The sequence below is a fragment of the Acinetobacter sp. ANC_7511 genome (assembly GCF_056779975.1).
The window spans coordinates 15,691-40,065 of the sequence record NZ_JBWYIY010000004.1 but is presented as its reverse complement, the minus strand read 5'-3'; the positions used below and the strand labels follow the sequence as shown (position 1 = coordinate 40,065).

At 38.7% G+C, this 24,375-nt stretch carries 23 protein-coding genes; 11 read left to right on the top strand and 12 right to left on the bottom strand.

From position 1 onward, the window contains the following. Positions 1-113: 113 nt before the first annotated feature. The gene (locus tag AC1M9L_RS03705) at positions 114-653 is read right to left on the bottom strand and encodes a M23 family metallopeptidase (RefSeq protein WP_481591372.1); all 540 of its coding nucleotides are present in this window, start codon (positions 651-653) and stop codon (positions 114-116) included. Positions 654-957: 304 nt separating this feature from the next. Between AC1M9L_RS03705 and AC1M9L_RS03700 the strand changes: the two genes are divergently transcribed. Continuing rightward, positions 958-1,740 (top strand): rRNA large subunit pseudouridine synthase E, encoded by a 783-nt coding sequence (locus AC1M9L_RS03700; RefSeq protein ID WP_035268720.1) that lies wholly within the window; start codon positions 958-960, stop codon positions 1,738-1,740. 126 nt (positions 1,741-1,866) lie between these two features. After that, the gene (gene uraH / locus AC1M9L_RS03695) at positions 1,867-2,262 is read left to right on the top strand and encodes a hydroxyisourate hydrolase (protein ID WP_481591371.1); all 396 of its coding nucleotides are present in this window, start codon (positions 1,867-1,869) and stop codon (positions 2,260-2,262) included. Here the strand turns inward: uraH and AC1M9L_RS03690 are convergent. Both AC1M9L_RS03690 and AC1M9L_RS03685 read right to left on the bottom strand, forming a co-directional pair. Beyond that, the gene (locus tag AC1M9L_RS03690; protein ID WP_481591370.1) at positions 2,242-2,985 is read right to left on the bottom strand and encodes a hypothetical protein; all 744 of its coding nucleotides are present in this window, start codon (positions 2,983-2,985) and stop codon (positions 2,242-2,244) included. The two genes, uraH and AC1M9L_RS03690, sit on opposite strands and share 21 nt — an antisense overlap. 64 nt (positions 2,986-3,049) lie before the next feature. Beyond that, positions 3,050-4,753 (bottom strand): M61 family metallopeptidase, encoded by a 1,704-nt coding sequence (locus AC1M9L_RS03685; RefSeq protein ID WP_481591369.1) that lies wholly within the window; start codon positions 4,751-4,753, stop codon positions 3,050-3,052. A gap of 179 nt (positions 4,754-4,932) precedes the next feature. On the opposite strand from AC1M9L_RS03685, the gene AC1M9L_RS03680 reads away from it, so the two are divergent. The 4 genes from AC1M9L_RS03680 to AC1M9L_RS03665 all read left to right on the top strand — a co-directional run bounded on the left by AC1M9L_RS03680 (position 4,933) and on the right by AC1M9L_RS03665 (position 9,814). Beyond that, positions 4,933-6,243: a D-alanyl-D-alanine carboxypeptidase family protein gene (locus AC1M9L_RS03680; RefSeq protein WP_481591368.1), complete on the top strand. Its 1,311-nt coding sequence runs from the start codon at positions 4,933-4,935 to the stop codon at positions 6,241-6,243. Between the two features lie 122 nt (positions 6,244-6,365). Further along, positions 6,366-7,652, top strand: a complete 1,287-nt coding sequence (locus AC1M9L_RS03675) for an NAD(P)/FAD-dependent oxidoreductase (protein WP_481591367.1) — start codon at positions 6,366-6,368, stop codon at positions 7,650-7,652. A gap of 135 nt (positions 7,653-7,787) precedes the next feature. Further along, the gene (locus AC1M9L_RS03670) at positions 7,788-8,270 is read left to right on the top strand and encodes an FKBP-type peptidyl-prolyl cis-trans isomerase (RefSeq protein ID WP_092767151.1); all 483 of its coding nucleotides are present in this window, start codon (positions 7,788-7,790) and stop codon (positions 8,268-8,270) included. A 131-nt stretch (positions 8,271-8,401) separates the two neighbouring features. Further along, positions 8,402-9,814, top strand: coding sequence for a cryptochrome/photolyase family protein (locus AC1M9L_RS03665; protein WP_481591366.1), 1,413 nt, complete (start codon positions 8,402-8,404; stop codon positions 9,812-9,814). 37 nt (positions 9,815-9,851) lie between these two features. On the opposite strand, the gene AC1M9L_RS03660 is transcribed toward AC1M9L_RS03665, so the two are convergent. Further along, positions 9,852-10,436, bottom strand: coding sequence for an HD domain-containing protein (locus AC1M9L_RS03660; protein ID WP_481591365.1), 585 nt, complete (start codon positions 10,434-10,436; stop codon positions 9,852-9,854). A 33-nt stretch (positions 10,437-10,469) separates the two neighbouring features. Further along, a complete protein-coding gene (gene yaaA, locus AC1M9L_RS03655) occupies positions 10,470-11,249 on the bottom strand; it encodes a peroxide stress protein YaaA (protein WP_481591364.1) in 780 nt (259 codons plus the stop codon). Positions 11,250-11,372: 123 nt separating this feature from the next. Between yaaA and AC1M9L_RS03650 the strand changes: the two genes are divergently transcribed. Further along, on the top strand, positions 11,373-12,002 hold the full coding sequence (locus tag AC1M9L_RS03650; protein ID WP_481591363.1) for an alpha/beta hydrolase: 630 nt from the start codon (positions 11,373-11,375) through the stop codon (positions 12,000-12,002). Positions 12,003-12,069: 67 nt separating this feature from the next. Here the strand turns inward: AC1M9L_RS03650 and AC1M9L_RS03645 are convergent, their stop codons facing one another. The 4 genes from AC1M9L_RS03645 to AC1M9L_RS03630 form a co-directional block, all read right to left on the bottom strand. Continuing rightward, entirely contained in the window at positions 12,070-12,444 is a 375-nt protein-coding gene (locus AC1M9L_RS03645; protein ID WP_481591362.1) for a hypothetical protein, read from the bottom strand. Between the two features lie 111 nt (positions 12,445-12,555). Continuing rightward, positions 12,556-14,802 (bottom strand): bifunctional prephenate dehydrogenase/3-phosphoshikimate 1-carboxyvinyltransferase, encoded by a 2,247-nt coding sequence (locus AC1M9L_RS03640; RefSeq protein ID WP_481591361.1) that lies wholly within the window; start codon positions 14,800-14,802, stop codon positions 12,556-12,558. 19 nt (positions 14,803-14,821) lie between these two features. Continuing rightward, on the bottom strand, positions 14,822-15,931 hold the full coding sequence (gene pheA, locus AC1M9L_RS03635) for a prephenate dehydratase (protein ID WP_035267321.1): 1,110 nt from the start codon (positions 15,929-15,931) through the stop codon (positions 14,822-14,824). A 281-nt stretch (positions 15,932-16,212) separates the two neighbouring features. Continuing rightward, positions 16,213-17,355 carry an acyl-CoA dehydrogenase family protein gene (locus tag AC1M9L_RS03630; protein ID WP_035267322.1) on the bottom strand — a complete coding sequence of 381 codons (1,143 nt, stop codon included), beginning with the start codon at positions 17,353-17,355 and terminating at the stop codon, positions 16,213-16,215. Between the two features lie 211 nt (positions 17,356-17,566). Between AC1M9L_RS03630 and AC1M9L_RS03625 the strand changes: the two genes are divergently transcribed. Then, positions 17,567-18,568, top strand: a complete 1,002-nt coding sequence (locus AC1M9L_RS03625) for a glycosyl transferase family protein (RefSeq protein ID WP_481591360.1) — start codon at positions 17,567-17,569, stop codon at positions 18,566-18,568. 49 nt (positions 18,569-18,617) lie between these two features. On the opposite strand, the gene AC1M9L_RS03620 is transcribed toward AC1M9L_RS03625, so the two are convergent. Both AC1M9L_RS03620 and AC1M9L_RS03615 read right to left on the bottom strand, forming a co-directional pair. Continuing rightward, complete coding sequence (locus tag AC1M9L_RS03620; protein ID WP_481591359.1) at positions 18,618-18,884, bottom strand: YeaC family protein; 267 nt, start codon at positions 18,882-18,884, stop codon at positions 18,618-18,620. Positions 18,885-18,886: 2 nt separating this feature from the next. Next, positions 18,887-19,828: an NAD(+) kinase gene (locus AC1M9L_RS03615; protein ID WP_092767167.1), complete on the bottom strand. Its 942-nt coding sequence runs from the start codon at positions 19,826-19,828 to the stop codon at positions 18,887-18,889. Positions 19,829-20,055: 227 nt separating this feature from the next. On the opposite strand from AC1M9L_RS03615, the gene mrcB reads away from it, so the two are divergent. Both mrcB and AC1M9L_RS03605 read left to right on the top strand, forming a co-directional pair. Next, entirely contained in the window at positions 20,056-22,452 is a 2,397-nt protein-coding gene (gene mrcB / locus AC1M9L_RS03610; protein ID WP_481591358.1) for a penicillin-binding protein 1B, read from the top strand. Between the two features lie 26 nt (positions 22,453-22,478). Then, a complete protein-coding gene (locus AC1M9L_RS03605; RefSeq protein WP_481591357.1) occupies positions 22,479-23,048 on the top strand; it encodes a tetratricopeptide repeat protein in 570 nt (189 codons plus the stop codon). Positions 23,049-23,078: 30 nt separating this feature from the next. On the opposite strand, the gene AC1M9L_RS03600 is transcribed toward AC1M9L_RS03605, so the two are convergent. Beyond that, entirely contained in the window at positions 23,079-23,981 is a 903-nt protein-coding gene (locus AC1M9L_RS03600) for a thiamine phosphate synthase (protein ID WP_481591356.1), read from the bottom strand. A 136-nt stretch (positions 23,982-24,117) separates the two neighbouring features. On the opposite strand from AC1M9L_RS03600, the gene hemP reads away from it, so the two are divergent. Beyond that, entirely contained in the window at positions 24,118-24,288 is a 171-nt protein-coding gene (hemP, locus tag AC1M9L_RS03595; RefSeq protein ID WP_035267337.1) for a hemin uptake protein HemP, read from the top strand. The last annotated feature ends 87 nt before the right edge of the window (positions 24,289-24,375 follow it).

Genomic DNA, 24,375 nt, shown 5'->3' with positions numbered 1-24,375 from the left:
ATACTGCATCGTAACTTCCATTGTGTAAGCTATTTAAATTTCAGAGGATTAAAATTGATATATGTTACGAGGCTTACAAGGCTCTCTCATTTGTTTACTTGTATTAACGAGACTTATTCCTCTGGTTTTAAATATGGATATGGATTTGTAGCACCACTCGTTAAATAAATCCCATAATGTAAATGTGGAGGTGTATTGATCGCATTGCCAGTATTTCCCACATATCCTAATACTTCACCGACTTCAACCCAGTCACCTTCTTGGATTTGTGCTGCATATTCATCTAAATGTGCATAGTAATGGCGACTTAACTGAGGTCCTACCACCCAGATGACTTTACCTCCCAAACTATTTGTGCCGATACGACTTACAATACCTTGTGTTGTACTCAATACAGGCGTACCTCGTTTGGCAAAAATATCAATTCCTTGATGTGTACGACCATTTGAACGTGCTGCCCCCCAAGTATCTGCTATTTGAGTTACTTTGACTCCTTCAACGGGTATCGCCAACGGCTCTGTCAACGCTTGCTGTTGAAGTTTCCAGTATAAATATGGATATTGTATTCCTGCTGTTGCGCCTGAATTTGGGGGCTGACAAGCAGTAAGCATCCAACTGATTGCAATGAGTGATCCGATAATCCTTTTTTTCATATACAACCTAACATCTTAAATTAAGTTAAATTTTAGCGTCTGATCGACGTTTGCATTGTATTGTTTAAATTAAAAGCACTTGTCAGAAACCAATAAAAGCCTGCTTATACCGATTAAATCGTCAGAATTACATATTTTTTTTGATCAATACGATACTTTCTTTTTTGAATCACGCATAATAGTCACCAATTCCCCGATTTATTTTGTTTGACTTCAATGATTGAATCCTCAGATCAATTCAGGATGTTCATAAATTCTTGATAAGTCAGACCTTTCACTATTTGCACATTATTGAAGTTTTTATATGAAAATCGTCATTCTCAATAAACCTTATGGCGTTCTCTCCCAGTTTCGTAAAGACGAAGCGCATATGACAATGTCTGATTTCGTTGACGATCCGACTTTACGTCTTGCTGGACGTTTAGACATGGACTCTGAAGGTCTAGTGTTTTTAACCGACCATGGTGGTTTAAATCAGTACATTACCAACCCTGCCAATAAGAAATTTAAAACTTATTTGGTTCAAGTTGATGGTGATGTGACTGAAGAGGCTTTAGAACAGCTTCGTAAAGGTGTAGAGCTTAAAGACGGTATGACTCTACCTGCAAAAGCTGTAAAAGTTGAACAGCCTGAGTGGTTATGGGATCGTGATCCTCCTGTTCGTTTCCGTGCTTCTGTACCTACTTCTTGGGTTGAAATTTCGATTTGCGAAGGTCGTAACCGCCAAGTTCGACGTATGACTGCAGCAGTAGGTTTCCCAACTTTACGTCTTATTCGCACTAAAATTGGATCAATAGACTTAGTACAGATGGGTCTTGAATCTGGCGAAACTAGAGAAATTGAACCATTACTTTATCCTGACTTTCAAAATGTTCCTGCAGAAGAGCCATACCGCTCACGCTCTTATGTGAAGAAACCAGGCGGTACAGGTGGCAAGCCGATTAATAAGAAAGTCAATAAAGATGGTACTAAGAAAAAATCGGGTACTAAACGTATTTGGCAAATGGAAGAACATGAGAAACCACGTCGTAAGACCAATGGTACTACTCGCCCAAATACAAAAGCTCCACGTGGACGCGCACGCTAAGCTCAAGCTATTGTATAAAAAGTAAAAGGATGCGATTGCATCCTTTTTTTATACATAAATTAACTTAAATAATCTCTCATTTTAAGTACACTTTTTCGATTATTTGCTTATTGTGAGTTGATACTTATGAAAAAATTTACGCTTGCTCTTTCAGGTTTTGCATTTTCAACATTCACTTTGGCAAATCCTTTAAGTGTTCATGTGCTTAATCAAGAAACTGGTCTTCCATCCTCAAATATTGCAGTTACCCTTGAAGCGCAGCAGGGTGAAAAATGGGTAAAGCTCAACGAAGCTAAAACGGATGAAAATGGTCGTATCAAGGCTCTATATCCAGCTGAAACAGATCTTCAAAAAGGTGTTTACAGAGTAACTTTTAAAACGGGTGACTGGTTTAAAGCAAATAACAAACGTACTTTCTTCCCAGAAGTGCCAGTGGTTTTTGTGATTGATGGTAGTTTAGATCATTACCATATTCCGTTGTTATTAAGTTCATATGGTTATTCAACCTATCGAGGGAATTGATTCTCTTCCGATAATTGATACATGATTTTCATTATTTATTCGAATATCAAAGTAATGTTGCGATTGAAATTTATTTCCATATATATCTTCAAAATTAATAATTAGTCTGTATGTTAATTCGCAACATTTACTTAAAATCTCTGATTCACCTTTAGATAAATAATTTGAGATCCAAACACTAGTAAAGTCATTAATTCGGTTAAGTTGCTGTAATAGTCTAAGATTGTCAACTCCACCTAACACCTCAACAAAACATGCCTTTTCCTTACCATCATTGAAAATTCTAAACTGAAGTAATGGTGCTTCTTGATATTCTATTTTTGCATTTACCGCATCGATAGGGTGTGGATTTAATCTAATTTTTGACTGAGCTACAACTAAAATTGGTTTCACAGACTCATGTATCGAACTATAATAATTTTTCTGATCATCTACTAATCTTTTCTGTTGTTTGACATTCTCTCGTATTTCATCAATTTGAAGCTGTAATGCTTTTTCTTGTTGTTCTAAGGCTTTGGTATTTTGTTCAAGCTGTTTACCTTGCTGAACATAACCAAGAACAAGCCAAAGAAAAGCAATAGGTGCAAAAATTCCAGCAAGTGCATCCCCCAATTCATTGAGAGATACTGGACTTTGTAAGTTAGCAAAAAACCAAATCAACGCAATGACTAAAAGCCATATGACTGTAATTACAATACCCCACACCAAACTTTTCTGATTCATCTTCTGACAATAAAAAACCCATAGCTAAGTATGGGTTTTACATGAATTTTATGACCTAGGCAAATTAAGCTTTAAGCCATTTCTCCACTCTAGATTGATCGGAAACCTTAAGTTCTACTTCAGTGAGTTCACTACCACCTGATTGAACTTCAAATTGCATTAATTCATCACGACGGAAAGCATGCACATTAAAAGTACCTTCCAATTTTGCATACTTGTCGAGTTGTTTAGTGGTCGCCTTCAAACCATCAACTGCGATGATAATATCATGAGCAGAAAGCCCAGCTTTAACACCAGCGCCATCACGACGAGCAGACTGAATTAATACACCTTCAGGTTTATCTACAAGTTTTAAACCAAATGGTAAAGATTTATCATGCTTAAAAACATAGTCTAAGCCAAATTCAGGGAACAATTGATCAAGCGGTAACTCATCCGTGGTATTAATCAAATGATTAATTTGTTCAGACCAATCATCACCTGTTAATTCCTGGCATAATTCATAGATGGTACGTTCATGAACCTGTGTACCCTTTTGCGTATTTTCATACAGCTTACGCATCAATGCATCAAGACTTGAACCTCTTAAACGTAAACCTAAATCTAGACACAGCGCTACTAAGCAACCCTTGTTATAGTAACTTGTGCCAGCATTGTTAGAGTTTTCATCTTGACGATAGAATTTGACCCATGCATCAAAACTTGACTCTGCAACAGTTTGAACAAAACGACCTGGATTTTGCAAATAACGATCGATCTGCGCCTTTAACAACTTCAAGTAAGATTCCTGAGAAATCACACCACTACGCAGTAGAATCAAATCATCATAGTAGGACGTAAAGCCTTCAAAAATCCACAGCAAAGAGGTATAGCCCTCTTTGTCTAAATCATAATTCACAAAATTTTCAGGGCGAATAAATTTCACCAACCATGAATGAAAATATTCATGGCTACACAACCCTAAGAAACGCTGATAATCAGCGGAAGGTTCAACAGGCTCATTGGACTTAGGTAGATCATCACGTGGAGAAATCAAACTTGTTGAGTTCGGGTGCTCTAAACCACCATAACTGTTACCCGTCGCGATGGTCATAAAAGTGTAGTTTTCAAATGGTGCTGAACCAAACATGGATATTTCTGTCGTACAGATTTTCTCAATATCTTGTTTCATACGTTCGACATTCATCGCATGTTTGCCAGAAACCACAAACTCATGTGGTATACCATTTGCTTCAAAAGCAAAACGAGTTTGATCTGCAAGTTCAAATGGTGCATCAATCAATTCAGCGTAGTTTTTTGCCTTAAGCGTATAGCGACCACGCACTAAACTTTTAGATGCCAATCCTGTAGCGAGTTGGAAATGTTTCAATTCATCTGGCAAAAATAACTCAACTTCTACCGCTTTATCTTCTTGTCCTTCTAAACCTAAACATGCACAAGCAGGATTCACATATAAGCGTGTTTCATCAACATAAGCACCACGTACTGAGAGGTCGTATGCATAGACGTCGTACTCAACCGTAATCAGCTCAAAATCAGTATTAAATAACTGCCACTTATTTTTTTCATTTTTACGAATCTTGAGTATTCGACCATCTTCATCATAGGCACGAACAGACTCAATATGTTTTGAAAACTCTCGAATGAGATAACTTCCTGGAATCCAAGTTGGCAAGCTCAATACTTGAGTTGGTTGAGCAACGAAACGAACAGTAACGTGAATGAGATGCTGACGAAAGTCGTCAAATTCGATCTGATAATGCAACATAATGTCTTAATTGAGAAACTATAGAACCAACTTGTATTTAGATTAGCATTTTTTTACTTGGAGTTGCGCGATTCGTATTAATTGTCTACAAATCTGACTAGAGTTTCAGAAAAAAAAGGCATAGCATGCGGTGTGCTTGATGATCTATGCCATTGGATTGGCTTATATAGGTAAACCCGTTGAAACTCTACTCTGCTCTACTCATAATTTTTAGTTTTTTTATAGTAAATATCACACATGCTTCCTTGTTCGAAGTTGCACCAGAAAGTTTAGAAGCTGAAGCATGGACTGTCTTAGATCCACAATCAGGTCAAGTCATTACTGAACACAATAGCCATGTCCAACGTGCACCAGCTTCGTTAACCAAAATGATGGTGGCTTACATCGCGCTGAAAGACATTCAAGCGGGTAAAATTAGCAAAAATGAAGTTATTACTGCCACACCAGTTGTCAATGTAGTTCAATGGGATGAGTCTCAGATGTATCTGAAGCCGACTCAACAAATTACGATTGATCAGCTTTTGGCAGGCTTAATTATCATGTCTGCCAACGATGCTGCTGTCACATTGGCTGAACGAATTTCAGGATCAGTGCCTGCATTTGTTCAACGCATGAATCAAGAAGCCAAAGCACTTGGCATGAAAGATACAAACTTTGCCAATCCCGCGGGCATTACAATGGATATGCACTATTCAACAGCGCATGATTTAGCCGTGCTCGCACAAGCACTCACCAATGAAACACCCGATTACCTTGACTACTCGAAACAGCAAAGTTTTACTTACAATCAGCATTTTCACCGTGCAACGAATATCTTACTTAAACAAGATGCTACTGTTGATGGTTTAAAAACAGGGTTTACTCGTGCTGCAGGCTATAACCTTGCACTTACAGCCAACCGACCAACTCAACAATTTGACCTCAATCAAAGGAGACTTATTGTTGTGGTACTCGGTGCTCAAAGTGGCTTTAAACGCGCTGAAATCGCACATCAACTTTTAAACCTATCCTATGCCTATACACGCAATGAAATTGCAATTAAAAATAAGCAACTAATTGCTGAACTCCCTGTAGTCGCATCTACCTTAAAAAGGTTCAAAGTCGAAACTAAAAAGCCAAGTATCGTGACGACCTCTTTGTATAACGCGAATCAAATGATTGATATGCGTAATTTTGACAATCAAACTCATCGTTTGATTCAAGCAGATGCTTTTGGATTCACTTCAGCTCTTGAGCCTTTACAGCAAACTCAAACGCATATGAACGTCGAGCTACTAACACAATCATTAACCGCACCTATTGCGCAAATTCAGCAGTTGGCACGTATTCATATCTATCAAAATAACCGGCTCATTCAAACGGTAATGATTGAGGATGAACTTCAAATTGATGAAGCATCATGGTTTGAAAGTATTTTGAATTGGTTTAAACAATTATTTAGTTTCGGATCTAGCAGTGCAAATCAAGCAAAAATCTATCCTTTAAACTGATTGCAGTTTTTTATTGTAAATCTGTAACTTGTAATACAAAAAGAACAATTCTTTTAAAAATGAGATGGCATATTAACCCCATCTCTTTTTTATTTATGACGCTATAAAAATAGGAATATTAAATGTCGAATCTTCATCATATTGTCATTGTGGGTGGTGGTGCTGGTGGCTTAGAACTAGCAACACAACTGGGTGACACGCTGGGCAAATCGAAAAAAGCAAAAATTACATTAGTGGACCAAAAGCTCACACATATCTGGAAACCACTTTTACACGAAATTGCAGCAGGTACGTTGAGCCCTAGTGATGAAGAAACAAATTATTTTGGTCATGCTGCGAAGCATCATTATGAGTTTGTATTGGGTAAATTCGAACAATTAGATCGTGAAGCCAAGACCATTCAATTGCTCAAACCTGTTGCATCGACCTATGACCAATCGACTGATCATTTAACGCTAAGTTATGACACTCTTATTCTGGCGGTTGGTTCGATTTCCAATGATTTCAATACTTCAGGTGTGCAAGAACATTGTCACTATTTAGATAATCCAAAACAGGCTGAACAGTTCCAGCAGCATCTACTTCATCTTTATATCGAAGCTCAAAATAATAATGACCATCGTGAGCTACATATTGGCATTATAGGTGCAGGTGCAACAGGTGTTGAGCTTGCAGCTGCATTAGTTCAAGCCAAACAAAACTTCTTTAAATACGGTCTTAATAAAATTGACCCTAAAAACGTCAAAATTTCACTAATCGAAGGCGCTGATCGTATTCTACCAGCTCTTTCTGAAAAAATGTCAGACCACAGCACTAAGCAGCTTAAGCGCATGAATGTGGATATTTTAACGTCTAAGCGTGTCGAAAAAGTGGATGCTGATCAAATTTACTTTAATGATGGAAGTTCAATTCCAGCACAATTAAAAGTTTGGGCTGCAGGCATTAAAACTCCAGCAGTGATTCAAAACCTAGAAGGCTTCGAAAAAGATCGTATGGGTCGCTTACACGTATTTGCAACACTCCAAACCAAAGCAGATCCGAATGTTTTTGCTTTCGGTGATTGCGCATACTGTATTTTAGATGCCCGTGAAACAGCTTTAGGACCGCGTGCGCAAGTAGCAAGTCAACAGGCTGCTTTCCTCGTTGATGCAATGAAAGCGCGAATTTCAGGAAGATCACAACCGATGTTCAATTTTTCTGACAAAGGTTCACTTGTGTCTTTAAGTGAGAATAAAGCAGTCGGCGAATTACTAGGTCAGGTCAATGTCCAAGGATTTGTGGCGAAGTCGATGTATGTATCGCTTTACCGACTGCATCAAGCCACGATTTATGGTTATGCACAGGCAGGATTACTCACAGCCAAAGATTTTGTGACCAGAAAAATAGCACCTAAAATCAAATTGCATTGAAAAATCTAAAAGACGCCCCAATGTAATATTTAAGCGTTATAAATTATCGAAACTGCATTTTTTTTAGAAAATTGTCTACAAAAATTGGTTTTCACTTTATGATGTACCCTTAAAATATTTGAATGGATCATTAACATGACAGTTATTGCAAATGACCTTGTGGTTTTATTTAACTATAAATTGACTAATGCAGAGGGTGAAACTCTCGATCAATCTCAAGGTGAACCACTTGCATATTTGCAAGGCGCTGGCAACATTATCCCTGGCTTAGAAAAAGCAATGTTAGGTAAAACGACTGGTGACAAATTCACAGTAACGATTCCTGCTGCTGAAGCTTATGGTGAGTACAACACTGATTTAGTTCAAGAAGTACCTAAACAAATGTTCCAAGGCGTAGACAACATCGAAGCTGGTATGCAATTCCAAGCGCAAACTGATGATGGCGTTCAAATTGTGACTGTTAAAGCGGTTGAAGGCGAAAACGTAATCGTTGATGCTAACTTCCCGCTTGCTGGTCAAGACTTAACATTTGATGTTGAAATCGTTGAAATCCGTGAAGCTACTCAAGAAGAGTTAGATCACGGTCACGTTCACGGTGTAGGTGGTCACCACCACTAAGATCTACGGATTTTAGGACAAAAAGGTGAAGCTCCTGCTTCGCCTTTTTTTTATGCAAAAAATTACAATGCTTAACGATTTAAATGATTCAAATTCTTATAATTTCCTGAGGATATTTGGATATTAATCATATGAATCTCATTTGGTTTCGTCAGGATTTAAGAGTTAGGGACAACACGGCGTTAATGGAGGCAAACCGGCATGGGAATACTTGTGCATTGGTGATACTTTCACCTGAACAATGGAAATTGCATGATGATGCAGTGATTAAAATTGACTTTTATCTTCGCCAACTTAAATCACTTGAAAGTGAGTTAAAGCAATTCAATATCCCACTTGTAGTGGAAATCGTTCCCCAATGGGATGATGTACCAGCTAGATTATTAACTTTCGCAAATAAATATCAAATTACTGCGATACACGCCAACATTGAAATCGGCGTGAATGAGTTACATCGTGATGCACAAGTCCAGACCTTATTAGAATCGCATCAAGTAACTGTCGAGTATTATCATGACCGCACAATTTTCCCACTTGGATCAATTCGTAATAAGACGCACCAGCCTTACCAAGTTTTTGGTGCTTATAAACGTGCATGCTATGAGATCTTGAATATCTCTGTTCCTCAACCACTCCCTGTACCGAAAGTACAGCCTCATGAGCTTATACAACGCTTTCATACCTCCAAAATTCCATCGATACATGATTTTTATCCTGATGCTCAGATTAAATATCAATGGCCTGTTGGAGAGTCATTTGCACTACAAATGCTCGAGAAATTTGTTGACGAGAATTTAGAGCCCTACAAACAACAACGCGACTTTCCAAACATTGATGCTACCAGTCAATTATCACCGTATTTAAATCTAGGAATTATTTCGATTCGACAATGTTTGGCTGCAATTTTTAGTCGCTCAAATGGCAATTTTCATCTCTACTCTGATGGTCAACAAACTTGGTTAGATGAGTTATTATGGCGAGAATTTTATCAACACATCCTATTTGATTTTCCAAGATTATCGAAATATCAACCATTCAATTTAAATACGTCTAATGTGCCATGGCGTGATGCACCCGATGAATTAAATGCTTGGAAATTTGGACAAACGGGTATTCCAATTGTGGACGCTGGAATCCGTCAAATGCTTCAAACAGGTTGGATGCACAATCGTGTCAGAATGATTGTCGCCATGTTCCTTAGTAAGAATTTGCTCATCGACTGGCGTAAAGGCGAACAATGGTTTATGCAACATTTGATAGATGGGGATTTAGCGGCAAATAATGGTGGCTGGCAATGGTGTGCTTCAACAGGTACAGATGCTGTACCTTATTTCCGTATTTTTAACCCCATTAGTCAATCACAAAAATTTGATAGTCAAGGTGATTATATTCGCAAATGGATACCTGAATTAGCTCATCTTGATGCGAAAATCATTCATGAGCCTTATGCTAAATATCCGAATCTTAAACTCAATTATCCAAAACCTATTGTTGATTTAAAGATGAGTAGACAGCGCGCATTAGCTGCTTTCAAATCAGCCTAACGAATGCTCGCTCAAAATTTTGTTTGGCTTGATTTTCTTAAGTGTCATGAAAATATGCTGTTTTATAAATGGATTCCATTTGATAAAAGCTATTAAGAACTTCATTTCGTTTTAGTGTAGAAATTTCAGAGGGTACCCAACTGAATTCTTGATGAATTTGCTGCTGATATTCTTCAAAACGTTTGGCGGTTGAACCAAGAATTGCAAGATCAATATCAAGTAAATAGTTAAGGTCTGAATCAACTGAAGCACGATGCTCTTTGGTCGCTAATATCCACTGATAAATTTTCTCATATCTCCTCATCTCCATGTGGGGAGATATGATGTTCAGCATCAGATCAGCACTTTGTTGTTCATTATCGTGTGCCTTAGGCTCATATATGACATCATGAAACCAAAGAGCTATAGAGACTGATAAAGGATCTTTTAAATTTGGTAGAACCAATTGTAAGTGATCCATACATTCAACGATATGCTGCACTGTATGATAATGCCGATGAGGCTCACTGTAATGAACTTCTAATCTATCAAGAATAGATATGGAATCCTCTGAGGATAGTTCAAGCTGTTGTGCAGTAGCGGCCCAGTATCTTCTCAACTGTTTTAAATATGAATCAATCATCAGACACCTTGCCCAGCTAACGCCTATTTATTTTCAAGCAGCCTGCTCATCACGTTTAAATACGAGCTCACCTTTCAAAGAACTTTCAGCATCGAAATAATAGCCGTCTGTATTGAATGATTTAAGATCATCCACAGTATTAGGTTTATTTTCGATAATATAACGTGCCATCAATCCACGCGCTTTTTTAGCATAGAAGCTTATCACTTTATATTTCCCATTTTTCTGGTCTAAAAACACGGGCTTGATAATTTCAGCTTTAATTTTGCTTTCTTTCACCGATTTATAATATTCATCGGATGCGATATTGACCAATAAATCACTCTTGGCTTCTGATAAATCTTGGTTGATCAATTGGGTAATTTCATCTCCCCAAAATTCGTAAAGATTGTGACCGCGTGGATTTGCTAATTTCGTGCCCATTTCTAAACGATAAGGCATCATTAAATCCAGTGGTCGAAGTAATCCATAGAGACCTGATAGCATTCTTAAATGGCGTTGAGCATATTCTAAATCAGCTTGCGTAAGCGAATACGCATCCAGACCTGTATAAACATCGCCCTTAAAGGCAAATATTGCTTGGCGTGCATTTGATAAATCAAAATCTGATTGCCAATCTCTAAAACGCTCCACGTTAACATTCGCAATCTTTTCACTCACACTCATTAACTTGGCGATTTCTGAAGCAGACAATTTACGACTTACGTCTATAAGCTGTTGTGAGTGGTCAAGCAATCTTGGTAAAGTATGCTCATCAGTTGGAAGTGTAGATTCATAATCTAATGTCTTAGCAGGAGAAATTAAGGCAAACATAGAAACCTGATCAAAAAACAATTAATCAAACTATAACAGTAGACTTATTTTATTTCCAATTGTGTTTTTTTTAATTATTGACGTTAAAATATACGATTCTCCTGCACGTTAATCGGTATTTTTATGTCTGAACAAATGTTCATTCAAGGCCCTGTTGGCAAAATTGAGGTTTTTGTAGATTTTCCTCAGTCTGAAGTAAAAGGATTTGCGGTCGTTTGTCACCCTCACCCGCTTCAAGGTGGTACTCCTCAGCACAAAGTTCCCACTCTGCTAGCTCAAATGTTCCTTGAGCGTGGTTATATCGTTTATCGTCCAAGTTTCCGTGGATCAGGTCAAAGTGAAGGGGTTCACGATGAAGGATTTGGTGAAACAGAAGATATTTTAGAAGTCATTCGTCAAGTACGTGCAAAACACCTTACATTGCCTTTTTATGTTGGAGGCTTTAGTTTTGGTGCACATGTTATGGCGAAGGCATATCATGCACTACCTCAAGAAATTCAACCTGAACAAGTCATTCTATGCGGTTTACCAACAGCCACAGTTGCTGGTATCCGTCACTATGTTACTCCAGCAATTAAAGGCGATATTCTGTTTATTCATGGTGAGGCAGATGAAGTCACTTTATTGTCCGATTTAATTGAATGGGCAAAGCCTCAACGCCATATTATTACAGTGCTACCTGGTGCTAATCACTTTTTCACAGGTTATTTGAAGCAACTTCGCGTCGCGATCACTCGCTTCCTTACGGCTTAATATAAATATTACGTGTTTCAGAAAAACCCAGTGTAGATTCTTTACATTGGGTTTGTTTTATTCCTCGTTAGGATTTCCACTCTAGCGATTGGAACGACTCATCTTCTCTTAATGTCTGCTCTACTGCTTGCGCAAGTTGTTTAATCACACTCTGCGTCTCAATTTTTTGGAACCAATCCTGTTCCTCATCTGCATGCGCACTTATTTCACATACAAAATGTCCTTCGCCATCTGGTTGATTACAGTTCACCCCTAAAGCGATTGGGTGATTAGAGACACTGACTTCCAATTCATGCGGATTCGTATTTTGAGTGTGAAATCCATGTTGCACCAACTGTTCAGATAACAATGCTGTAACGTAAGTTTGTGCATTATCATGAGAATGACTTGAATGAGCCTTAGCGTATTTCGTTTGATCAACTAAAAATTGTAATTTTTTCATTTCCTCGTCCAAAGGCTTTTTAATTATATAGAATTAGAATAAGCAATATAATCAAAACAGCCAAGCTTTTGCTTGGCTGTTTGAAAAGAAATATACAAATCTTTGGTCGTATTATTCACTAACTTGAATAGATAAACCCGCTTGTTCAGTGAGTTGAGTAAATGTTGGGAAACTTGTTGCAACGGTTTCAGTTCCCACAATTTTAATTGCGCCTGAAGTACGCAGACCCGCAATGGAGAAACTCATGGCAATACGATGATCATGATGTGACTCAATTTCACCACCTGTAAAGATAGCAGACCAATCACCAGACTTACCTTTACCTTCAATAATAATACCATCATCCGTAGGCGTACAATCAACACCCATTGTTTTCAATCCATCAGCCATCACTTGGATTCGATCAGACTCTTTTACACGAAGTTCAGCTGCACCAGTTAACACTGTTTGACCTTCAGCACAAGCTGCAGCAATAAATAATGCTGGGAATTCATCAATCGCTAAAGGTACTTGATCTTCAGGCATGTGGATGCCTTTCAAAGTACGAGTGCCACGAATTCGAATATCAGCGATTGGTTCACCACCTGCAATTCGTTCATTCTCAACTGAAATATCAGCCCCCATTTGCTTCAAAATTTCGATCACACCAGTACGAGTAGGGTTAATACCCACTGCCTCAAGTGTTACATCTGAATTTTCAGTAATGGCAGCACCCACCATAAAGAACGCAGCAGATGAAATATCTGAAGGCACTTGAATATTCGTGCCAACTAACTTACCACCACCTTTTAAAGAAATACGGTTACCTTCAGTTTTCACATCATAACCAAATGCACGTAACATACGCTCAGAGTGATCACGTGTCGGTTCTGGCTCAGTCACCGACGTTACACCTTCTGCCCATAAACCAGCGAGCAGAATGCCAGACTTCACTTGTGCAGAAGCCATCGGTAAATCGTAATGAATACCTTTAAGTTGCTGATTACCTGTGATCGATACTGGCGGTGTGCCACGCTCACCTGTTGTTTGAATTTGAGCACCCATTTCACGGAGTGGCTTTGCAATACGTTCCATAGGACGTTTGCTCAACGATGCATCACCAGTCATTACTGAGTCAAATTTTTGCGCAGACAACATCCCTGACAGAAGACGCATCGAAGTCCCAGAGTTACCCATATAAAGCTCACTTGCTGGAGCTTTAAGGCCATACATTCCTACACCATGAATCGTGACTTCACCATTTTTTGGACCTTCAATATTTACACCCATATCACGGAATGCTTGAAGTGTTGCTAAGGCATCTTCACCTTCTAAGAAACCAGTAACATGTGTTGTACCTTCAGCGATCGCACCAAACATGATTGAACGGTGTGACACAGATTTGTCACCTGGCACGCTAAATTTTCCAGTAAATGATTTAGCACCCGGCAGAATAGTAAATTGCTGTGTCACAGTTTTGTTCTCCATTAAAGGTTTCTTGGCAAGCATATGGTTAAAATGTTGGCGTGCTGCTTGAGCATGTCCAAGCAATCCCATGAGTGCTTTTGAATCTTCGTTTTCAATGAGCTGTCGAATATGAGCCAATTGGTTCTCAAATCCATCAACAGCATTCAAAATCGCTTTTTTATTGGCAAAGAATATGTCATGCCACATTTGTGGATCACTCGCCGCAATGCGAGAAAAGTCTCTGAAACCACCTGCTGCATAACGGAAAATGTCCAGATTATCTTCACGATTTGCAAGTTGCTCAACCAAATTGAATGCCATTAAATGTGGCAGATGACTTGTATGCGCAAGCACCTCATCATGCTTTTCCACATCCATACAAATTACTTCAGCTTGAGCAGCTTGCCATAACTGAATCAGTTTTTGCACTGCCCACTCAGCACTTGTTGCTAACGGCGTTAATATCACTTTGTGGTTAGCAAATAAATCTACTTTACCTGCATGAACACCAGTATGTTCAGCACCAGCTATTGGATGCCCTGGAACAAAACCTACGGGTAACTGCTCACCAAAAACCGCAATTGCAGCCTCAACCACATTGCCTTTGGTACTGCCCACATCTGTAATTATAGTATCAGGAGTAATCACAGATTTGATCGAGTTTAATACAGATTGTGTAGCTCTCACGGGTAAAGCAAGAACAATTAAATCTGCATCAACCACTGCATCTTTGGCATCAGCATATCCTTCACTAATCAAACCTAAAGCTTTAGCATCTTCTAACGTTTGAACAGATCGCGTAGATGCCACAACATTTTCAGCAAGACCATGTGCTTGAATGACACGTGCTAAACTTGATCCAATCAATCCTAGCCCAATAAATGCAACTTTTTTAAATAAAGGTTGAGACATATCTAAGTTTCAACTCTTTTTAAAGTACCGCAATTGGGTATGAACCAAGAACACGGATTTCTTTGACTAATGGACGAATTTCTTCGACAGCCGCACGTACGTTCTCTTGTTCGATATGCCCTTCTAAATCGATAAAGAATACATAAGCCCATTTTTCAGGCAAAGCAGGTCTTGTTTCGATACTGGTCAAGCTAATGTTATGTTTAGCGAACGGCGCTAAAATTTCTAATAACGCACCTGCACGGTCATGTGCAGAGATCAATAAAGAAGTTTTATCATTACCACTTTGTGGTACTTTTTCACGCCCAATAACTAAGAAGCGTGTTGTATTTTCTGGATTATCTTCAATATTGCTATGTAAGATTTCTAAATCATATAAGCTCGCAGCTGTTTCAGATGCGATTGCCGCAGAATGCCATTCATTACGGATACGGCGAGCAGCTTCAGCATTCGAACTCAAAGCCACACGTTCAACACCTGGATAATGAGCATCGAGCCAGCCACGACATTGAGCTAAAGTTTGTTGATGCGCATAGATTTGTTTAATGCTGTCTTTACGCGTATTTGAAGAAATCAAAAATTGATGATGAATACGTAATTCAACTTCACCAATCACATTTAAATGTGACGCTTTAAAACAATCAAGCGTGTGGTTAACCACACCTTCGGATGAGTTCTCAACAGGAACTAAACCATAATGTGCACTGCCTGCTTCGACTTCACGGAACACTTCATCAATTGTAGGAAGTGGGCGCACAACCGCATCATGTCCAAAATGCTTCAGTACTGCCGAATGGGTGTAAGTTCCTACTGGACCAAGGAAAGCAATGCTTTGTGGTGCTTCTAAAGCAAGGCACGCAGACATAATTTCTCTAAACAAACGCGCCATCGTCACGTCAGATAAAGGACCTTCATTACGCTCCATCACATTACGCAAAACTTGTGCTTCACGCTCAGGACGATAAAACATTGGATTTTCTTCAGAAGCAAATTTTGCTTTTGCTACAGCTTCAGCAAGTCGTGCTCGACGGTTAATCAGTTGTTGGAGTTGTTGATCTACTGAGTCGATATCTTCGCGGATTTTAGCTAAGTCTAAAGAATTCGTCGTGTTTTGATCATCGTTGATCATTGTAATGTCGCCTTACAGAATCAGTTATGTAAACAGTATAACAATAGTTAGCTTTCAAATGTTAAGCAACCAAACTTTATGGCAATAAGACTTAAAAATATACAGTTGAAATAATCATCAATCCAATACGCGCTATAAATTAGAAAAAAGACAAGAACATTGAATAGGATAGCTTTAATCTTTTTTTTAAAATCAGTTCGTTCTATAAGTTTTAAAATTGAAAACACATTCGAATACATCTCGCTTGTATTCCTCAAGCGAGATGTAAATACGGATAAAAATTAACGTCCTAGCATGCCACGTGCTACGATTTCTTTCATGATTTCGTTGGTTCCGCCGTAGATTCGTTGAATACGTGCATCCACAAAGAAGCGTGAAATAGGATATTCCGTCATATAGCCATAGCCACCAAAGAGTTGCAGTAGATTATCCGCCACTTTCATTTGCATATCTGTACTGAAACTTTTTAATGCAGCTGCTGTTTCAACATCCAATTTCCCTTCTTTATACAATGCTAGGTTTTGATTATAAAAAGCGGCTGTAGCCAGTTCATCGATTTTCGCTTGTGCTAAAACAAAACGAGAATTTTGGAATTGTCCAATTTTTTGACCAAAAGCCTGACGTTCTTGGACATATTGAACTGTCACATCAATTGAACCTCGAATTGCTCCTAATGCTGTCGCAGCAATCGCTGTCCGCTCACGTGGTAATTCTTGCATCAAATAGGCAAATCCCTGACCCGCTTGACCTAAAAGCTGATCAGCTGGAACTTTAACGTTGTCAAAAAAGAGTTCCGAGGTATCTTGGGAATGCAAACCGATTTTGTCGAGATTTGTGCCTTTTTTAAACCCTTCTAAATGAGTATCAACCAATAGAAGTGAGACGCCTTTAGCACGTGCCTGAGGATCTGTTTTAACGGCAAGCACAACCAAGTCTGCATGCTGACCATTTGAAATAAAGGTTTTAGAGCCATTCAAAACATAATGATCACCATTCAAAATGGCATTCGTACGGATGGCTTGTAAATCAGAACCAGCACCTGGCTCTGTCATTCCAATTGCCCCGACCACTTCACCAGAAACCATTTTTGGCAACCAATATTTTTTTTGTTCTTCATTTGCAATGTGCAAAATATATGGTGCTGCAATTTCTGAGTGACATGAAATACCTGTCGATAATGCGCTATAACCTGCACGTGCCGACTCTTCAACCAACATTAAAGAATATTCTGTTGGGACACCATAACCACCATATTCTTCAGGAACATCTACGCACAAGAAGCCATTTTCACCAAGTGCATTCCACACTGAACGTGGCATTTTTCCTTCACGTTCCCACTGCTCATAATGAGGAGCAACGTGCTCACTCATAAAACGTTTGAAATTATCACGGAATAATTCTAAATCTGCATCATATGCCAACATTCTTGTGTTCCTTACACTTCATTTTTTTATAAGTTTTCATGCTATCCCGTTTTTTTCCAGTTGTCATGGACAAAAGCGCTTGAAAATTCATACAATTTGGTCAGTCTCAAAAGCTAAAAATAATGCTTGATCATTGAATTTGATATTTAGCTTTTATTCGAAGCATCATTCCACGTTACACTGTCATTAAGAACATCCAACTGCATTGATCATGAATACAAAACGTAATTTATATAAAGACTTTGAACATCCATTTGCGCAATTTGTTCGTATTCTTGGCAAAGGAAAAAATGGTGCGCGATCACTGACCTATGAAGAAGCCTATCAAGCATTTGAGATGATTTTAAAAAATGAGGTATTAGACGTTCAGCTGGGTGCATTTTTAATGCTTTTACGAGTGAAAGAAGAATCTGTAGATGAACTGGCTGGATTTGTGCAAGCGACTCGTGATCAACTTAAATTTAGAGCTATTGATGTCGACCTAGACTGGTCTTCTTACGCGGGGAAACGCAAACACTATCCGTGGTTTATCTTATCGGCGTTAACCTTAGCAAAACATGGTCATCGTATTGTAATGCATGGGGCTTCTGGACATACCATTAATCGATTATATACAGAACAAGTTTTAGAGTATTTAGGTTATACCATTTGTCAAAATGAAAACGAAATGGCATCAGAACTTAATCAGCATAACTTTGCCTATATACCACTCGAAGTCATTTCACCGACCTTGAGTGACTTAATTGCATTACGCAATATCATGGGCTTACGCTCACCCATTCATACGCTTTCACGACTCATCAATCCCTTCAATGCCAAAGCCACTTTGCAAGCGATATTTCACCCAGCGTATCGCAGTTCTCATCAACAGACTGCTGCCAAATTAGGTTACGTTAACAGTGCGGTGATTAAAGGTGAAGGCGGTGAATTTGAACGAAACCCAGATGCAAAAACCTTAATTTGCGGTATACGAGACGGTGAACTGTATGAGCTTGAACTTCCGAAACTCACAGCTGATCGTTCAGCAATTGAAGAAGAGTTGAACTTAGATACTTTCAATGCCGTATGGTTAGGTGATGCCCACCATAGCTATGGAGAGGTGGCTGTTATTGAAACTATGGCAATCGCAATCTACACTATGAATGTGGCTGAAACATTTACACAAGCACAGACCTTGGCTCAAGAATACTGGCAGTCACGTCATCGAGTTTAACTTCGGATTAAAAAAAGACACTATCAGGTGTCTTTTTTAACATAGAAGATTATACAAAACGTATAGGTTGAAATTCTGGCTCTGGAACATGTGAATCACATTCATCACCTTCCTCTTTATGACCTTTATCAATATACCCTGATCTTTCTGTTTCTGGCAGATTTTTAGCTTCCCAAGCAATGACTGCTTGCATTGAAATCTGACGCTGCTCTTGAGTTAAAGCTATACCGTTTGGCCATTTACCGATTTCAACGGCAGTTCTTAAACGAGCAACGATGTCTGCATCCAAAACTGATAACATTTGTTCAATATTCATGTTTAGTCCTGCTGATGAAATGAATCGTAATCTTGATTCCATCCTAGTTTGGTACGACATGCCATATAAAAGTCGTATCCAGGTGGATGTAATAAAGTAAGTTTGAAAGGATGTTTGCGAATATGCAACCAATCACCTTCATTTAAAGAAACACTGTGTTGCCCATCAGCACTCACCATTGGCAACACTCGATTCTTACGAATTTGAATTTTAATTTCACTTTGACCACCCACCACAATCGGACGAGAAGAAAGCGTATGCGGGTGCATTGGCACTAGCGCGATCGCATCCATACTTGGGTGCAAAATTGGACCGCCACCAGAAAGTGCGTATGCTGTTGAACCCGTAGGTGTCGATACAATCAAACCATCACTGTGTTGGCGATAAACATATTGACCATCAATATGAAGATCAAACTCAATCATATGGACTGACTTACCTGAATGCAGAACCACATCATTCAATGCTATTGCATCATAAATCAGTTCATTTTTACTACGAACTTCGACTTCTAATAAAAAACGGCGATCTAGCTGAAACTCACCTTTCAAGACTTGATCTAATTTAAATAACACTTCTGTCGGTTTGATATCTGTTAGGAAACCTAAACGCCCACGGTTTACCCCGATGACGGGAGTATTGTATTTCACTAAAGATCTAGCCGCTTGAAGCAATGAACCATCACCACCTACGACAATCACCAAATCTGTAACTTCACCCAATAAAGCTCGACTGACCGTTTGCGAATTTTTATAAGGGACCAATTTAGCGGTTTCTGAATCAAAAACTGGATGCAAACCTAAACTAATCAAATGGTCATGAATTAGACTTAAAGTCTCAACCACAGATGATTTATCTGGTCGTCCAATTAATCCAATATTACGAAATGACTTTGCTGAAAGTTGCACGTATGCTACGGCTCCAGATGAATTGTTGAGTATCATATCATCATCATTCTGTGACTTACATATTTCAAGCCTGTTTCATGTTATGAATTTCACGAATAATTTCACATTTCCCCAACTTAAAATCTTAATTTTCTCCTTAATATTGAATTAGATAAATCATTACATTTATCTAAAAAAGGCATAAATTCACAGTTTAATTATTGCAAATTATAAAAAAGCTTCGCATGATGAGCGCAATAAAACAGGGTTTTGCTTTTTGATCTATGAAGTTTGAACGTGGTATTGGCTTAATTGCATTGATTTTCTCAGTGCTGGTGATTTCTGCATTTGTAGCTTTTAGTATTTATCTAATCCGTTTAGATAATATTATTCGCGATAAATTTGAAGGCAATCGTTGGGATATTCCAGCGAAAGTATATGCACGTCCCTTGGAAGTTTATGCTAATGCACCCGTTGAGCAACAAAACTTCATTCAAGAGCTAGGTCTGTTGGGTTATAAAAACGCTGAAGACTATACCAAACCAGGTAATTTTTTGGTTCAAGGTAATACCATTTATGTCCACACGCGTGGTTTCGATTTTGGTGATAGTGTAGAACCAGAACAAATCCTCCAAGTCAGTTTTGGCGCTAGTCAAATTTCAGAGATTAAAGCAACAAAACCATCGAGTACGGGGATTGCCCGTCTAGAACCAATGTTAGTTGGGGGAATCTACCCTCAACACAACGAAGACCGTGTTCTCATTAAACTCAATCGTGTTCCTAAACCTTTAATTCAAGCGCTTATTGCCACTGAAGACCGTAACTTCTATCACCATCACGGCGTCTCGTTTCGTGGTACAGCACGCGCAGTTGTAAGCAACGTTACTGGTGGTAAGCGTCAAGGTGGTTCTACACTCACGCAGCAATTGGTTAAAAACTTTTATTTGACCCCTGAACGTACAATCAAACGTAAAGTAAATGAAGCCTTTATGGCGTTGTTGCTTGAGTTTCATTATGACAAAGATGAAATTCTGGAAGCATATTTGAATGAAGTTAATTTAGGACAAAATGGTAATTACTCGATCAATGGCTATGGTTTAGCGTCTCAATTTTATTTTGGTTTACCACTTAGAGAATTGAGTGTAGCGCAACAGGCTTTCCTTGTTGGACTCGTTCAAGGTCCTAGCTTATACAATCCTTGGAGAAATCCTGAAAGTGCATTAAAACGCCGTAATGTTGTTCTAAACAATATGTTAGTCATGGGATATTTGACTGAAGATCAATATGAAACTGAGTCAGCTAAACCTTTAAACGTGATTAAAAAACCGACTTTAGGTCCAGCTCGCTTCCCTGATTTCCTAGACATCGTACGTCGTCAACTCAGAACAGAATACCAAGAAAGCGATTTAACGAAACAAGGTCTTCGAATTTTCACAACATTAGATCCAATCGCACAAATCAAAGTACAAAAATCATTTACAGATTCAGTATCAAGACTGTCTAAGGCCAATCCTGCACGCTTGAAAGAGCTTCAAGGCGCGGTATTAGTTTCTCACCCTGAAAATGGTGAATTGATTGCGGCCGTAGGTTCAGTATCTGACTTCACAGGTTTTAACCGCGCAGTTGATGCAAAACGTCAGGTAGGCTCATTATTAAAACCTGTTATTTTCCTAACTGCTTTGGAATCTGGTCGTTATAACTGGGCGACGGCAATCGAAGACTCGCCAATTAGTGTGCCAGTCGATCGCAATCAGACTTGGACCCCAAAAAATTATAGCGGAACTTCGTATGGTTACGTCCCAATGGTTCAAGCTTTAGCCAATTCATATAACCTATCTACAGTTCGCTTGGGACAAGAATTTGGACTTTCTTCATTTACCAATCATTTAATGAAGTTTGGCGTGACTTCACCTATTCCGAATTATCCATCGATTTTCTTAGGGGCTGTTGAAATGTCGCCTATGGAAATCATGAATATTTATGGTAACTTTGCAACTGGAGGGTTTAAATATCCTACAAAATCTATCCGAACAGTTGTTGATACCAATGGTCAGCTCATTAATCGCTACAGTTTAAATGTTCAACAAACGATCGACCCATCGGCTGCTTATATTTTAAATTACGGATTACAACGTGTGATGTCGGCAGGCACAGGACGTGCTGCTTATAACGGCCTAGCTCCGAATCTAAATCTAGCAGGTAAATCAGGTACGACCAATGATACAAGGGACTCGTGGTTCGCGGGGTATTCAGGTAATCATTTGGCAGTTGTATGGCTCGGATTAGATGATAATAAAGTGACAGGGTTAACGGGCTCATCTGGTGCTTTACCCGTGTGGACCAACGTAATGAAGCAACTGAAGCAAAAACCTGTCAATTTACGTCAACCTGATGAAGTACAGTGGCATTGGATTGACTCAAATAGCGGCGAGCTTTCAGCACAAGGTTGTCAAGGTGCGCTCTATGTACCGATACTTAAATATACTGTTCCTCGTCGCGCAACAGCATGTGGCTTACCACACTACCAAGTAGAGCCGACTTACGTTCCTGAAACGAATGCAGAAGAAATTCCAGCAGAAGACAGCATCGACCAATATATTCGTGAGAGCGAAACAGAAATGGAACGGGATTTAAATACGAATGCCACTCGAGTACTTTCGAGTGGAAGTTATAATCCTTAAAATAAGTTTAGGAGGAGTTAAGGTTAATGACAAAACTGAATTTTAGCGTACTATTCGCCAGCATATTACTCTTAGGCGGTTGCCAAACTTTAACCTCCTCTCAAAACTCACAACCGTCTCAGAAACCTAAACAAGCTGAGACTAAAACAACACCATCCAAAAAAGATGCCGATGGTATTAAAATTACGCCTTACGATCGACCTGAGATTAAACGGGAACAATTACAAATTGTTATTCCTGAACAGAAAAGCTCAACTCAAAAATTCGATGATGGCCGCCAACTTCCCGCATTTAAAAACTTAATGCAACAAACCCATCATGCATTTCGTCAGGCAAAATGGAGTGAAGCTGAAAAAGCCGCACTCCAAGCACAAAGACTTGCCCCTCAATCTGCAGAGACCTATATGTATCTCGCGATGATTGCCAATCAAAAAAATGAGGCAAAAAATGCTGAATCGTTGGCAAAACGAGGTCTCAGTTATGCTCAAACAGCAACGATGAAACGACAACTTTGGCAAATTATTTTGAAATCAGGTCAACTCCAAAAAAATCAAAAACTCATCCAAGAAGCACAAAATCAAATCAAGAAATTTTGATTTAAGCATGAGTTTTACTTTTTAATGCCTTTAAAAAGCACGAATTCCAGCAATTCCATAAGCTCCATGTTGTATAGCCTGATCTAATAATTCAGGCTGCATACCGCCTAGCGCATAAACTGGTATATGAATATCTTTTGATAACAATTCAAACTGCGACCAACCTAAGGGGTCTTGCTGAGGATGCGATGTTGTACTCAGTACTGGACTTAAAAATATTGCATCAAAACCTAATGCTACAGCTCGACTGACACTAGAATGGTCATGACAGGATGCGATGCGTTTAATGCCCTTCCATTCCTCCATAAATGAATCAGAATTTAATTGCATCAACTGATCATGTTTAAATTGTACGGCAAATACTTTTTTCTGATTTGATTCTGATAATCCTATCCACACATCACGATTGATAATGAGCTGATCCAGTTGATTATACTGGTTGAGTTGCAGCGCAAAATCTAAAGCATTTTCAGTTCTCAAATAGCTAACTTGATTAAGATCAATGGTTGTATCGATACGATCTATATTTTTTATTGCAATTTTATTCGGCCAGAGTAGTCGTTTAACAATGGCATCATTGGCTTTAGGAAAATTCAAAATGGTTAGTGCTGAACGATCATACCATGTCCAAGGACTTTGAATATGATCTAGTAGCAACTGATCAATATAAGCCTGATAAATATGCAATTTTACGATTAGATCTTCATATTCATGCGTAATAACATCAAATAAATAGACATGATCTAGAAAAAGTCCCACCTCTTCTTGAACTTCACGCTGGCAAGCTTGTTCAGGAGTTTCTCCTAACTCCACTTTCCCTCCAGGAAACTCAGCTTTCCCCCCCTGATGTAAAGAGGGTTCTCTCCACCCGACAAGAACTTGATTTTTATGGAATAACAACGCTATAGAAACATTAAGTGTTTTTTTTGACATGATTTTCTTTCAAAAAATGAGTGCTTAATTGTAAGCATTTTATGTTTTTTTATAAATGAGAAAAATTATCATTGACAGCTCTATTCGATAATGATTATCATTTAAATCGTTCACCACATACCACGGAGTCCAAGGAATGAACGCACCATTTAGCTTATTTACACGTAATAACGAAAACCACCAAGCATTGCCAATGCTTCACTCAAATAATCTATTTGCTCTAGGCAGAGAAATTCGCATCATGCATGCAGGAGAAGAATATCGCCTTCGTCTCACACGAAATAATCGACTCATTTTGACAAAATAAAAATTCTAAAATTTGATAATAATAATCGTGGAACTAAGCAGTATGAATCAGCGCATACTGCTTCTTTAATTTTATTTCTTCAACTTT

Excerpts from the sequence above, each read along its gene's own strand:
- mrcB (WP_481591358.1), top strand. The coding sequence starts at position 20,056 with ATGAAGTTTGAACGTGGTATTGGCTTAATTGCATTGATTTTCTCAGTG.
- AC1M9L_RS03665 (WP_481591366.1), top strand. The coding sequence starts at position 8,402 with ATGAATCTCATTTGGTTTCGTCAGGATTTAAGAGTTAGGGACAACACG.
- AC1M9L_RS03660 (WP_481591365.1), bottom strand. The coding sequence starts at position 10,436 with ATGATTGATTCATATTTAAAACAGTTGAGAAGATACTGGGCCGCTACT.
- uraH (WP_481591371.1), top strand. The coding sequence starts at position 1,867 with ATGAAAAAATTTACGCTTGCTCTTTCAGGTTTTGCATTTTCAACATTC.
- AC1M9L_RS03685 (WP_481591369.1), bottom strand. The coding sequence starts at position 4,753 with ATGTTGCATTATCAGATCGAATTTGACGACTTTCGTCAGCATCTCATT.
- AC1M9L_RS03700 (WP_035268720.1), top strand. The coding sequence starts at position 958 with ATGAAAATCGTCATTCTCAATAAACCTTATGGCGTTCTCTCCCAGTTT.
- AC1M9L_RS03605 (WP_481591357.1), top strand. The coding sequence starts at position 22,479 with ATGACAAAACTGAATTTTAGCGTACTATTCGCCAGCATATTACTCTTA.
- pheA (WP_035267321.1), bottom strand. The coding sequence starts at position 15,931 with ATGATCAACGATGATCAAAACACGACGAATTCTTTAGACTTAGCTAAA.
- hemP (WP_035267337.1), top strand. The coding sequence starts at position 24,118 with ATGAACGCACCATTTAGCTTATTTACACGTAATAACGAAAACCACCAA.
- AC1M9L_RS03620 (WP_481591359.1), bottom strand. The coding sequence starts at position 18,884 with ATGAATATTGAACAAATGTTATCAGTTTTGGATGCAGACATCGTTGCT.
- AC1M9L_RS03600 (WP_481591356.1), bottom strand. The coding sequence starts at position 23,981 with ATGTCAAAAAAAACACTTAATGTTTCTATAGCGTTGTTATTCCATAAA.
- AC1M9L_RS03650 (WP_481591363.1), top strand. The coding sequence starts at position 11,373 with ATGTCTGAACAAATGTTCATTCAAGGCCCTGTTGGCAAAATTGAGGTT.
- AC1M9L_RS03640 (WP_481591361.1), bottom strand. The coding sequence starts at position 14,802 with ATGTCTCAACCTTTATTTAAAAAAGTTGCATTTATTGGGCTAGGATTG.
- AC1M9L_RS03670 (WP_092767151.1), top strand. The coding sequence starts at position 7,788 with ATGACAGTTATTGCAAATGACCTTGTGGTTTTATTTAACTATAAATTG.
- AC1M9L_RS03615 (WP_092767167.1), bottom strand. The coding sequence starts at position 19,828 with ATGATACTCAACAATTCATCTGGAGCCGTAGCATACGTGCAACTTTCA.
- AC1M9L_RS03645 (WP_481591362.1), bottom strand. The coding sequence starts at position 12,444 with ATGAAAAAATTACAATTTTTAGTTGATCAAACGAAATACGCTAAGGCT.
- AC1M9L_RS03690 (WP_481591370.1), bottom strand. The coding sequence starts at position 2,985 with ATGAATCAGAAAAGTTTGGTGTGGGGTATTGTAATTACAGTCATATGG.
- AC1M9L_RS03705 (WP_481591372.1), bottom strand. The coding sequence starts at position 653 with ATGAAAAAAAGGATTATCGGATCACTCATTGCAATCAGTTGGATGCTT.
- yaaA (WP_481591364.1), bottom strand. The coding sequence starts at position 11,249 with ATGTTTGCCTTAATTTCTCCTGCTAAGACATTAGATTATGAATCTACA.
- AC1M9L_RS03675 (WP_481591367.1), top strand. The coding sequence starts at position 6,366 with ATGTCGAATCTTCATCATATTGTCATTGTGGGTGGTGGTGCTGGTGGC.
- AC1M9L_RS03625 (WP_481591360.1), top strand. The coding sequence starts at position 17,567 with ATGAATACAAAACGTAATTTATATAAAGACTTTGAACATCCATTTGCG.
- AC1M9L_RS03630 (WP_035267322.1), bottom strand. The coding sequence starts at position 17,355 with ATGTTGGCATATGATGCAGATTTAGAATTATTCCGTGATAATTTCAAA.